13 protein-coding genes are annotated in these 11,362 nt (G+C 45.3%); 3 read left to right on the top strand and 10 right to left on the bottom strand.

Features of this window, described 5'->3' with window-relative positions:
* Positions 1 to 199 precede the first annotated feature (199 nt).
* The 3 genes from HQK80_05570 (at position 200) to HQK80_05560 (ending at position 2,998) form a co-directional block, all read left to right on the top strand.
* The gene (locus HQK80_05570) at positions 200 to 1,345 is read left to right on the top strand and encodes a class I SAM-dependent RNA methyltransferase (GenBank protein MBF0221685.1); all 1,146 of its coding nucleotides are present in this window, start codon (positions 200 to 202) and stop codon (positions 1,343 to 1,345) included.
* A gap of 575 nt (positions 1,346 to 1,920) precedes the next feature.
* Positions 1,921 to 2,709: a C_GCAxxG_C_C family protein gene (locus HQK80_05565; protein ID MBF0221684.1), complete on the top strand. Its 789-nt coding sequence runs from the start codon at positions 1,921 to 1,923 to the stop codon at positions 2,707 to 2,709.
* 100 nt (positions 2,710 to 2,809) lie between these two features.
* Positions 2,810 to 2,998 (top strand): twin-arginine translocase TatA/TatE family subunit, encoded by a 189-nt coding sequence (locus HQK80_05560; GenBank protein ID MBF0221683.1) that lies wholly within the window; start codon positions 2,810 to 2,812, stop codon positions 2,996 to 2,998.
* A gap of 643 nt (positions 2,999 to 3,641) precedes the next feature.
* Here the strand turns inward: HQK80_05560 and ureG are convergent.
* The 10 genes from ureG to urtC form a co-directional block, all read right to left on the bottom strand.
* A complete protein-coding gene (gene ureG, locus HQK80_05555; protein ID MBF0221682.1) occupies positions 3,642 to 4,256 on the bottom strand; it encodes an urease accessory protein UreG in 615 nt (204 codons plus the stop codon).
* Between the two features lie 19 nt (positions 4,257 to 4,275).
* Positions 4,276 to 4,971, bottom strand: a complete 696-nt coding sequence (locus tag HQK80_05550) for an urease accessory protein UreF (protein MBF0221681.1) — start codon at positions 4,969 to 4,971, stop codon at positions 4,276 to 4,278.
* 14 nt (positions 4,972 to 4,985) lie between these two features.
* Complete coding sequence (gene ureE / locus HQK80_05545) at positions 4,986 to 5,435, bottom strand: urease accessory protein UreE (GenBank protein MBF0221680.1); 450 nt, start codon at positions 5,433 to 5,435, stop codon at positions 4,986 to 4,988.
* Between the two features lie 26 nt (positions 5,436 to 5,461).
* Positions 5,462 to 7,165 carry an urease subunit alpha gene (gene ureC, locus HQK80_05540; GenBank protein MBF0221679.1) on the bottom strand — a complete coding sequence of 568 codons (1,704 nt, stop codon included), beginning with the start codon at positions 7,163 to 7,165 and terminating at the stop codon, positions 5,462 to 5,464.
* On the bottom strand, positions 7,165 to 7,473 hold the full coding sequence (locus HQK80_05535; GenBank protein MBF0221678.1) for an urease subunit beta: 309 nt from the start codon (positions 7,471 to 7,473) through the stop codon (positions 7,165 to 7,167). The genes ureC and HQK80_05535 overlap by 1 nt, the downstream gene beginning before the upstream one ends.
* Positions 7,470 to 7,787 (bottom strand): urease subunit gamma, encoded by a 318-nt coding sequence (gene ureA, locus HQK80_05530; protein MBF0221677.1) that lies wholly within the window; start codon positions 7,785 to 7,787, stop codon positions 7,470 to 7,472. The genes HQK80_05535 and ureA overlap by 4 nt, the downstream gene beginning before the upstream one ends.
* Positions 7,788 to 7,868: 81 nt before the next feature.
* Entirely contained in the window at positions 7,869 to 8,747 is an 879-nt protein-coding gene (locus HQK80_05525) for an urease accessory protein UreD (protein MBF0221676.1), read from the bottom strand.
* An 11-nt stretch (positions 8,748 to 8,758) separates the two neighbouring features.
* On the bottom strand, positions 8,759 to 9,454 hold the full coding sequence (gene urtE, locus HQK80_05520) for an urea ABC transporter ATP-binding subunit UrtE (GenBank protein MBF0221675.1): 696 nt from the start codon (positions 9,452 to 9,454) through the stop codon (positions 8,759 to 8,761).
* Between the two features lies 1 nt (position 9,455).
* A complete protein-coding gene (gene urtD, locus HQK80_05515; GenBank protein MBF0221674.1) occupies positions 9,456 to 10,286 on the bottom strand; it encodes an urea ABC transporter ATP-binding protein UrtD in 831 nt (276 codons plus the stop codon).
* Positions 10,286 to 11,356 (bottom strand): urea ABC transporter permease subunit UrtC, encoded by a 1,071-nt coding sequence (gene urtC, locus HQK80_05510; GenBank protein ID MBF0221673.1) that lies wholly within the window; start codon positions 11,354 to 11,356, stop codon positions 10,286 to 10,288. Before urtC ends, urtD begins: the two co-directional genes overlap by 1 nt.
* Positions 11,357 to 11,362: the final 6 nt, after the last annotated feature.

Raw genomic sequence — 11,362 nt, 5'->3', positions numbered from 1 at the left:
GGTCAGCTTAGATGTCACGCCCTTTCAGGGCTATCTGTACTATTCCAGTCCCCAGGACGTTGCCCTGGGCTGGTATGTTCTGGCCCTTTCAGGGCAAACCGAATATTTACTAAATCCATTACAGCACCTTTTTTGTTTACGGCATCCACCGAACAGTTTAGTTTAGCGCCTCTATTCGTCAGAAACGTATACCCAAGGAATCTACATGTTTTCGTACCAAAAAAACAATCGATATTTTGCCCAGGTGGCTGAAGGCGTTGAGCGCATTGCCGCTATAGAGCTCAGTCAGCTTGGCGCAACAGACGTGAAAGAGTCCTTTCGTGGCCTCTATTTTTCTGCCGACAAGGCCACACTCTATCGTGTTAACCTTTGCAGTCGCCTCTGTTCTCGAATCAGCGCCAGCCTTATTCTCTTTGACTGCCACAGCACGAAATACCTCTACAAAACTGCACTGAACCAGCCGTGGGAACTTTTACTTGATGAGGACAAAAGTTTTGTTATCTCAGCAACTGTTGCCAATAGCAAAATTACACACTCCCAGTATGCTGCTCAAGTCCTGAAAGACGCTATCGTTGACTATTTCAGAAATATCTCCGGCAATCGTCCAAGTATTGAGAAACGGACTCCGGATCTCTGGCTCGATCTTCACATCTCGAAAAACAAGGCAACCATCAGCATTAACACCTCGGGTGAATCGCTGCACCGTCGGGGCTATCGTGAAGAGTCGGTTGAGGCTCCCATGCAGGAGACCCTTGCTGCAACTATCATCAAATTCTCGGGCTGGGATGGCACAAAGCCGATAATCGACCCCATGTGCGGCTCCGGGACGTTGCTCTGCGAAGCCTTAATGCAGCACTCGAATATCCCTGCCAACTTTCTGCGCGATCGTTTCGGATTTGAGGCACTCCCCGATTTTGATGAAAAAATATGGAAGAGTGTCAAGAAAGAGGCGACTGCTTCATATCAGCTAGTGAAGGAAGGTTTAATTCGGGGCAACGATAAAGATAGCCTCGCTATCAGGTCTGCAAAGGCCAACACAAAAAACATACCCGGCGGCAACAAAATCCAGTTTTCAGCCAAGCCATTTCAACAACTACCCGACATCAAAGATTCGGTTATAGTCTGCAACCCACCTTACGGCATCAGGCTTCAGAAAAAAAATGAGGCAGAAGCCCTCATAGAAGAGTTTGGCAATTTCCTTAAACGGCAATGCACTGGCTCCACCGCTTTTATCTACCTGGGAAAGAAAGAACTTCTCAAGTCTGTCGGCCTTAAACCTTCATGGAAGAAACAACTTAAAAACGGTGGGTTAGACGGCGTGCTTGCCAAATTCAATCTGTACTGAGCCCCTAAAATACCTCCACGTATTAGGGCCAAATCACCATTTTTTTTACAGCTGAAGCAGATCCCCTTAAATGGCCTCCCCGTGCTTTGGATCCGCTTGCCGCACCCCTCACTATTTTGAGGCTCCACCATATATTGCAGTTAAACGGCCCGGCAACTCTCCTCTTTTCTCTGCTGTTCTGATTCAGACCCCCAACACATAGGCCTTCAACATCTAACCCGCCTATTCCTGCATATCGGCATAGATGCAACCTACGGGATAATCAAACAGCATAACGGCTTTATCAAGGTCTACAGTGAGGGAGGTTCTGGATAAATGAGAAAGAAAATTTTGTAAACGCGACAATTTGCCACATTGCCACATTGCCACATTGTGGTAACCTTTCGACGTTTAATTCTCATGTTACAGCGCCATTTTGTCGATGCTGCCTGTTTTAAATATTTCACTGACCGGTGACAAGTTCACGGCATGAACTTCTAAAATGACACGTAACATTTTCCAGAGAACTACAGCAAAGCGTTGTGGACTAGGATAAGAAATTCTAGTTCTTTTTAAATATCCAAAAGGAGGATGAAATGTCTGAAACATCAACAAATGAAACAACCAGCATGTCACGACGAAAAGTTTTAGTGGGGACCGGCGCTATAGCAGCAGGAGTAGCGCTGAGCCAGTTTGGCGGCTTTATAAAATCAGCCGGGGCTACAGGCGGTAAAACCGAGAACTGGCCATGGCCTTATAAAAAGCTCGACCCAGCTAAGACGGCAGAACTATGTTACAACGAATGGTATCGTGTTTTTTGTGGCGCAGCTGTTATAAACAGTGTCTTCAGTCAACTGCGTGAGGAAATTGGCGAGCCCTATATCTCATTTCCTTCCGACGCTTTTGTCTTTCTGGAGGGTGGTCAGGTGGGTTGGGGAACTATTTGCGGTTCAGCCGCAGGCGCCAATATCGTAGCTAACCTGATCATTGGTCCTCGTATAGATGGCGCTCATGCGGGCCATCAAATTGCTAACGATATGATGCAGTGGTACTCAGAAGCAGCACTGCCGACTTTTACTCCAAAAGCTCCTAGAATTAGCGCGAAAATACCAACCACTACGAGTGAATCTCCACTCTGTCATATCTCGGTGGGCAAATGGATGAAGGCCGCCAACAAACCGCTTAAGAGTCCTGAAAGAAAAGACCGTTGCGCCAGAGTTGCAGCAAGTACCGCCTATAAGTTGGTGGAGTTGCTTAATGAATGGAAGGAAGGTACCTATGTATCTGAGGCTGATTTTTCCTGTTCTAAAGAGTTCGGAATTACCGGTCAATTCAACTGCACTGAATGCCATGGCGATAATGTGCCTGAGCCACCCAAAGGTTAGAGTTTAATGTAAAGAAGATAATAGTTCGTTGTTATGGGCACTTGGGGGCAACTCCTCCTTGTGCCCTATATAAATTTTTCTCCTTATTAAGGTGAACACTATGTTCGGATTAGGAACAACAGAATTAGTAGTAATCCTGGGTATTGCATTTTTGGTGTTTGGCGGCAAAAGATTACCGGAGCTCGGCGCAGGACTTGGCAAGGGAATTAGTTCCTTTAAAAAAGGACTACAGGAAGATAAAAATCTCCCGACAGGTGGAGTGGTCGATAAATTAAGTGATAACGGATAAAGAAGACGGGCTCAACAGGAAGATCTGTAGTTGGTACCCTTTTCCAGAAAATAGTCTGCAAGAACACCTCAACAAGACAAGGGGTCAAGCAAGACAAGGGGTCAGCAAGACAAGGGGTCAAGTCCACTTTTGACTTTAGCAAGACAAGGGGTCAAGTCCGCTTTTGACTTTTGCTGGTATAAGATCGCAGAAAGGTCCACTATGTCTTTGCGAACGGAGTGAAGCAATCCAGATGTTACTTGGTTTTGGCACCATGTTTCTGGACTGCCGCGTCGCTTCGCTCCTCGCAGTGACGGAGAGAGTGCGTAGGTGAAGACCCTTGCAACGCGCTGTTCTCTGTGCTCTCTGTGCCCTCTGTGGTAAAAAAACAAGCTTTTTAGAGATGACAACCGAAAATTGACCACCCCAAGCTATGAATGTAAAAGAAACAATCAGGGACAGAATACCACGATTCTCAAGAAGACATACTCGATTGCTTACATAATCCAACTTAGTTTTGTGACAATAGCATGCTTGCAAAATTCAATTTATACTAAATAGCAAAATCAGTTTCAATCCTGAAATTTATCTCCGATTATTCACAAATATTATGCCCTGTCTTCGCTCGACTGCTTAATCCGTCAGTCATGGAGTATATATTCACTTACGCATTAAGCATTCCTTGGTGCACGATAAACTCTATTACAGTATCAAGGCCTTTTTTTGTCTTAAGATTGGTAAACACGAAAGGTAGCTCACCTCGCATTGTAATTGTGTCGCGCTCCATTACTTCAAGGGAGGCTCCAACCATGGGGGCAAGGTCAATCTTGTTGATGACAAGAAGATCACATCGAGTAATTCCTGGTCCGCCTTTTCGTGGAATTTTCTCACCAGCGGCTACATCAATCACATAAATTGTTAAATCCGCAAGCTCGGGACTAAATGTAGCACTAAGATTATCCCCGCCGCTTTCAACTATGATAAAATCGAGATCAGGAAAGCGCAGGCTCAGCTCGTCGGCTGCCGCCAAGTTCATTGATGCATCCTCTCTGATTGCGGTATGAGGGCAACCACCTGTTTCAACCCCTATGATTCGATCAGGGCTCAACGCTTTCTTTCTGGTTAGAAATTCCGCATCTTCTCGTGTGTAAATATCATTAGTAACCACGGCTATTTGATATGTATCTCGCAGGGCGTGGCATAAAAGTTCAATAAGTGCCGTCTTGCCAGAACCTACAGGACCGCCAATACCAAGACGCAAAGGTTGTCTGTTATTCATCTGATACTCCTCAATATTTTTATGATCGGAAAAGTCTTGTGTGTTGCGTCTCGTGGAAGGCACTCGCCATAGCCAGAGCAGGCGCAGCATAGCCAATTTCATCATCGCTTATGCTAAGCCCTGTCTGTAAGGATTTTTCCACATGGGCAATTGCCCCGGACAGAATTATTTGGCCAGACGTCTGCCCTAAAGGAACCAGCTTTATCGCTGCTGCAACCTGGTTTTCAAGCCAGGCCCACACATAACCGCAACAGCTATCCTCGAGCGATATCTGCCAACGCACAGCGGCGAGAGCAAAAAGACAAGCAAATGAAGCGTTTTTTTGTAACTGCCATTCACGTGCTTCAGTAAAATCAAGACTTACCAACAGGCGCGCGAGAGCCTTGCCCATATTAGCCTCTTCAAACTGAAATTCAGCAGACTCCCGCATAGCAAATAAATAGTTGTTCCAATAATGTACTGAGTCAATGTCATCATCCAGCCAAGCTTTGTATATCCTTTTCAATATGGGGATATCCGTCCGAGCAAAAGCATTATCAAGAAGGCCAAAAATCCAGGTGGATGTATCATTTTCACATGTCAGCCAACCAGTCTCTACAGCGTACTCCATTCCCCGAGAATAAGCATACCCTCCAACTGGAAGAGATGGACTAGCTAACTGTAGAAGTCGAAGACGTTGAGACACCCCGGGAAAAGAGTTCGTTGTGTTCGGCATAGTTGCTTTTGGCATCAATGGTTATGGCTGCTATTGTTATGATAGGCACCATTCTCAGGTGAAAATGGTGCGGACTCAAGGTGAACTGAGAGCCCTAAGCCAATAAGCATATCGTCAAGAACGTGATCATGCTGGTACGATAGGATGTTTTGGCAAATTTGTGCAGGCGCATGACGATTACCCAAATGGTAGCAGGCCCTTGCAAAAAGATCAGGGTCTTGGCAGGTTGCGACAGAAAGCGCTTCTTTTGCGGCACATACCCTAATTATCCAGCCGTTGTCTGCTTCCAGCATATCACCATCGTGAAGCACAGTGCCACGGGGCAACATCAGTCCAACTTCGTCACCGCTGTCAAGCATGACTCTTTGGGTACACTTTTGGCGCTTTGCGTATTCAAGAGTTACTATTCCATCAGGGACGATATCTTTCTTACCTGAGTCAAGAATCGTATGTATTTTAATCATGGATGCATCCAACTCACCTTCAAGGGTTAAAATAAATAATATCGTTGGGCTAAAGGAAGTACCGTAGCAGGCTCACAAATCAATAACTCGCCATCGGCACGGACCTCATAGGTTTGTGAGTCAACTTCAATGACCGGCAAATAATGGTTGTGTATCATCGAGCTTTTTTTGATAGTCCTGTTGTTGACTGAGGCGATAATTTTCTTCTGGAGCCCGTAGACACTATCAATTTTTGCTTCGACCGCAGCCTTTGAGACAAAACTGACCGAAGATTTATGCTTAGCTCTTCCTAATGCCCCAAACATGTAACGATAATGCACCGGTTGAGGCGTTGGAATTGATGCATTTGGGTCACCCATTGGAGCCATAACGATCATCCCACCCTTAATGATCATGGCGGGTTTTGCACCAAAAAAAGCTGGTTTCCATAAGACTAAATCAGCAAGTTTACCGACTTCAACAGACCCGACTTCATTGCTTATGCCGTGGGCAATGGCTGGGTTAATTGTGTATTTTGCCACATAGCGTTTAGCCCGAAAATTATCATTTCGTGAGCTGTCTTCTGAGAGAACCCCACGCTGCACCTTCATCTTATGAGCAGTTTGCCAGGTTCGACAAATTACCTCACCGACTCGACCCATTGCCTGAGAGTCAGACGCAATCATACTAAATGCCCCTAAATCATGGAGGATATCTTCAGCGGCAATTGTTTCGCGCCTAATCCTGGAGTCAGCAAAGGCCACATCTTCTGGGATAGCAGGATCGAGATGATGGCAAACCATGAGCATATCTAAATGTTCCGCCACCGTATTATGGGTGTATGGTCGGGTTGGATTTGTCGATGAGGGAAGGACATTTTCATCTCCGCAAGCCTTGATTATGTCCGGAGCATGGCCACCACCAGCACCTTCTGTGTGGTAGGCATGAATTGTTCTGCCCTTAAAGGCTGCCAACGTATTTTCGACAAACCCGGATTCGTTTAAGGTGTCAGTATGGATTGCCACTTGAATGTCATACTCTTCAGCAACACTGAGACAATTATCTATAGCGGCCGGAGTTGTGCCCCAATCTTCATGAAGTTTTAAGCCCATTGCCCCGGCACGGACCTGCTCAACAAGCGCTTCTGGTAGGCTGGCATTGCCTTTTCCTAAGAAACCTATATTCACAGGTAGTTCATCTGCTGCCTGAAGCATCCTTTCCATATGCCATGGCCCGGGAGTGCAGGTAGTGGCATTTGTTCCGGCTGCTGGTCCTGTACCACCGCCAAGCATGGTGGTTACACCTGAAGCAAGAGCCTCTTCTGCAAGTTGCGGACAGATAAAATGAATGTGAGAGTCTAAGCCACCAGCGGTTAGAATTAACCCTTCACCAGCAATAATTTCAGTTCCCGGTCCGATTATAATATCAACGCCTGGCTGGGTGTCAGGGTTTCCGGCTTTACCGATGCCAGCAATGCGGCCAAGCTTCAGACCCACATCAGCTTTTACAATTCCCCAATGATCCAGGATAAGGGCATTGGTTATTACTGTATCCATCGCATACTCGGTGCCAAGCTGACTCTGCCCCATACCATCACGGATAACCTTTCCGCCGCCAAACTTTACCTCTTCACCGTAGACGGTAAAATCCTTTTCAACCTCGATTATGAGTTCGGTATCAGCAAGCCTGATACGATCGCCTGTTGTCGGGCCATACATGTCGGCATAACTTTTTCGGTCGATAGATGCCATTATTTGACTCCTCCCATTATTTTGCCGTTAAAACCATATATGTTTAAATCCCCGGCAAAACGAATTAGCTCGACTTCACGACTTTGTCCTGGTTCAAAGCGAACGGCAGTACCAGACGGAATATTTAATCGACACCCAAGCGCCTCATCACGATCAAACTCAAGGGCGCTGTTCACCTCATAAAAATGGTAATGGGAACCAACCTGCACAGGCCTATCACCTGTGTTGGCAACAAGTATTCGGTGGCTAGGGCGATCAGCGTTAAGCTCAATCTCTTGGCTCGCAAGAAACATCTCTCCTGGTATCATGATGTCGCTCCTTGTTTGATCGGATCATGGACAGTCACCAGTTTGGTGCCGTCAGGAAATGTTGCCTCAACCTGAACCTCTGTAACCATCTCTGCAATACCACCCATAACATCAGCAGTGGTGAGCAAGGTGGCACCATAATCCATTAACTCTTCAACGGTTTTTCCGTCACGAGCGCCTTCTAAAACCGCAGCAGAAATAAAGGCAATGGCTTCTGGATAATTGAGTTTTAAGCCACGAGCCTTTCGTCGTTCTGCAAGTAAACCTGCAGTAAAAAGAAGTAACTTATCTTTTTCCCTAGGAGTTAATTCCATACGATTCCTCTCTAATTTTTGACTCGGACAACGTCATTGATTGTAAACAAACTATCCAAAATAATTTATTGAATGTTCTGGCTATGTATTCCAAATTCTCGGCAAACATGCTGAGCGGCCAAGCACGCTTTCTCGTAATATTTTCCAGGCAACAACAAAACATTTCCGTGCTTTATAGGCATGGTCACCAAGGTAACGGCACACAATCATGCCACTGACGGTTGTTACACTAAAGAGGTCATCTTCTGTTACAGCTGCCACAGCAGATCTAATTTCATTAAGAAGTGATTTTGTTTTATCATTTGGAATCCGACTACAGATTAAGGTTCCGACGACCGAGCAGTTCCTCAGTCCCCATGCCGCCTTTAGCATTGCCGAGTCCGTTTCAAAGCAGGAGCGTTCTACTAAAAGAGGAACACCATCTTGCCAGACATTAAATGTCTGGTGGAAGAGTCCTGCTTCAAAAGGTTCTTTTGAAGCAGCTAACCCTAAACAACATATCTCCCAACCTAAAAAACAAGAATTTTTCCCCAACTCAATATTGGTTGTCTGAGAGGCCTTTGCCTGATTATAGATAATATTTTCCTGGGGCAGCCACTCCAGCACTGCATTATTCCCAACTATCATTTTTTGACTGACCAAAGACTTTGAACCTGCACTTCTATAAAACTTACCAGCGGCAGGCGTTGTCACTAAAGCATTTGCGCCCTCATGCATACGCACTTTTATTTTAAGCTGGTCGCCACCAACAACCCCTCCCGGAGGATGGAGAATATAGGTATGACACACATCATCGCCTTCGGGGTAAAAAGAACGCTGTGTCTGAAGAGGGCCATGGTGTCGTACCTGTCGTGAAACCGTTTTTTGTTCAGCGACATAAAACTCTAACTCCAGGCCTGCCAACCATCCAGAAGAGTTACTGCCCAAAGTCTCTTCACTGCAATTTGGTAATGAGGTCAATTTGGCCTATCTCATACTTTTAAATATTGATTTATTAGCTCTTCATTTAAATCGGCAATGGGACCGTTTGCCACCCCACGCCCCTTATCCAACAACGTAAAATTATCGGCAACTCTTCGCGCAAATTTTAGTTTTTGCTCAACGAGCAAAACGGTAACCCCTTCTTCTCGGTTTAGCTTTATGATGATATCGCCAATTTCATTGACAATATTGGGCTGAATCCCTTCTGTTGGTTCATCAAGAATCAAGAGGGTCGGTTCCAGAACCAGGGCTCTGCCAATTGCCAACTGTTGTTGCTGACCGCCAGAGAGATCCCCGCCCCGTCGATCAAGCATTTCCTGCAATACCGGGAAAAGGTCAAAAATTCTTTCAGGGATTGCTTTTCTTTTACTTTTTCCCGTATCGAGACCAATTTTTAAATTTTCTTCCACGGTTAACAAAGGAAATATTTGCCGTCCCTGGGGCACAAAGCCAATACCGAGCCTTGCCCTCTGTTCTGCAGGTTTTTTGACCAAATCGTCACTATTAAAAAGGATTTTTCCAGAGGAAACAGGAAGCAACCCCATGATGCATTGGAGAAGAGTTGTCTTACCTACTCCATTTCTCCCCATGAGGCAGGTGCATTTCCCCTTTTCAACATGGAGATCCAAATCCCAGAGGGTATGACTCTCACCGTATAACTGGTTTAGCTTTTCAATATAGAGCATTTTATTCTCCCAGGTAAACCTGTATAACCCGTTGGTCATTCTGGATTTCATCCATACTTCCCTCTGCCAAAATACTCCCCTGATGAAGGACTGTCACTGTTTGGGCAATTGAGCGCACAAAGTCCATATCATGTTCAACGACAACAACAGATCTATCCCCGGCCAGTGAAGTAAGGAGTTCAGCGGTACGATCCATCTCCTGATGGGTCATCCCGGCAACAGGCTCGTCGACTAACAGTAGTTTGGGTTTCTGCATGAGCAGCATGCCAATCTCCAGCCATTGTTTCTGCCCATGGGACAGTGAGCCAGCACGGTGGTATGTTATTTCAGTTAAACCAATTAGCTCAAGAACTTCAGCAATATAATCTCTCTGTTCGCCCGATAACTTGGCAAAAAGAGTTGGGAAAACACCTTTATTGCACGACATTGCCAGTTCAAGATTTTCACAGACTGTGTGGTTTTCAAAAACTGTTGGTTTCTGAAATTTTCTGCCAATTCCAGTTTGAGCAATTTCTGGTTCAGAGAGTTTAAGAAGGTCGATACTCTGCCCGAACCAGGCTTTACCGCAATCTGGTTTGGTTTTACCGGTTATGATATCCATCATGGTGGTTTTACCCGCCCCATTTGGACCAATAATGCAGCGCAATTCACCATCGCCAATATATAAGTTCAAGTTATCAATAGCTTTAAATCCGTCAAACGAGACAGATATATCTTCTAAATAAAGAATTATACCGTGGGTAACATCAAGATCAGGCGGGATATCAGGGATGAGAAAGTCATAGACTTGGTCTCGACGAAAGGCCTGGCGAAATTTATCAAGAGCATTCATTATTGAGCCGCCTTTCTTTTATTTAATAATCCGGTAACACCATGGGGCAAAAACAAAGTTACGATAACAAAAATTGCTCCAAGGGCAAAAAGCCAGGCATCAGGCATAGCTGCCGTCAAAAAGCTTTTTGCATAATTTACTAGCAATGCTCCAACCACTGGCCCATAAAGCGTGGCACGCCCACCAACTGCAACCCAAATAACAATTTCAATAGAGTTGAGTGGTGAAAATTCTGTTGGATTGATAATCCCAACCTGAGGCACATATAAGGCGCCCGCAATGCCCGCCAAAGCGGCGGAAAAAGCAAAAATGCACAGTTTAAAGTTTTCTATTTTGTACCCTATAAACTGTACACGACTTTCTGAGTCGCGAATGGCGGTACAGACCCTGCCCAGTTTTGAGTTAACGATGTATTGACAGCATAAGTATCCCAGGCCCAAAGCAATCCCGGAGGCGACAAATAAACTTGCCCGTGTAAGATCTGACTGCAAAGAAAAGCCAAGAATATCTTTAAAGTCTGTGAGCCCGTTGTTTCCGCCAAAACCCATTTCATTTCTAAAGAACGCCAGAAGCAGCGAAAAGGTTAAGGCCTGGGTGATAATCGATAGGTAAACGCCTGTAACTCTTGAACGAAATGCAAACCACCCAAAGAAAATTGACAAAAATGTCGGGGCAAGAACCGCCATTAAAACTGCAAACCAGAACCATTGAAAACCCTGCCAAAACCAGGGTAGCTGTTCCCAATTTAAAAAAACCATAAAATCGGGCAAAACCGGATTTCCATAGACTCCTCTTGTGCCAATTTGACGCATAAGATACATGCCCATTGCGTAGCCACCTAGAGCAAAAAAAGCCCCATGTCCCAAGCTCAGGATACCGAGATATCCCCAGACAAGGTCAACAGCAACTGCCAGCAGTGCATACGTTAAATATTTACCAAACATAGACATGGTATATGTTGGGATATGCAAGGGATTCTCAGGCCCAACCATTAGGTTCAATACAGGAACCAATATGGTGACCAACCCAAGACACAACAAGAAAACCGTACTTGCTCGTTTATTATTCATGAAAAG

Source organism: Desulfobulbaceae bacterium (genome assembly GCA_015231515.1).
GTDB lineage: Bacteria > Desulfobacterota > Desulfobulbia > Desulfobulbales > VMSU01 > JADGBM01.
Note: the sequence above shows the minus strand (reverse complement) of the source record. Positions and strands in the feature narration are given on the sequence as shown.

Excerpts from the sequence above, each read along its gene's own strand:
- HQK80_05565 (MBF0221684.1), top strand. The coding sequence starts at position 1,921 with ATGTCTGAAACATCAACAAATGAAACAACCAGCATGTCACGACGAAAA.
- HQK80_05560 (MBF0221683.1), top strand. The coding sequence starts at position 2,810 with ATGTTCGGATTAGGAACAACAGAATTAGTAGTAATCCTGGGTATTGCA.
- ureG (MBF0221682.1), bottom strand. The coding sequence starts at position 4,256 with ATGAATAACAGACAACCTTTGCGTCTTGGTATTGGCGGTCCTGTAGGT.
- HQK80_05550 (MBF0221681.1), bottom strand. The coding sequence starts at position 4,971 with ATGCCGAACACAACGAACTCTTTTCCCGGGGTGTCTCAACGTCTTCGA.
- ureE (MBF0221680.1), bottom strand. The coding sequence starts at position 5,435 with ATGATTAAAATACATACGATTCTTGACTCAGGTAAGAAAGATATCGTC.
- ureC (MBF0221679.1), bottom strand. The coding sequence starts at position 7,165 with ATGGCATCTATCGACCGAAAAAGTTATGCCGACATGTATGGCCCGACA.
- HQK80_05535 (MBF0221678.1), bottom strand. The coding sequence starts at position 7,473 with ATGATACCAGGAGAGATGTTTCTTGCGAGCCAAGAGATTGAGCTTAAC.
- ureA (MBF0221677.1), bottom strand. The coding sequence starts at position 7,787 with ATGGAATTAACTCCTAGGGAAAAAGATAAGTTACTTCTTTTTACTGCA.
- urtE (MBF0221675.1), bottom strand. The coding sequence starts at position 9,454 with ATGCTCTATATTGAAAAGCTAAACCAGTTATACGGTGAGAGTCATACC.
- urtD (MBF0221674.1), bottom strand. The coding sequence starts at position 10,286 with ATGAATGCTCTTGATAAATTTCGCCAGGCCTTTCGTCGAGACCAAGTC.
- urtC (MBF0221673.1), bottom strand. The coding sequence starts at position 11,356 with ATGAATAATAAACGAGCAAGTACGGTTTTCTTGTTGTGTCTTGGGTTG.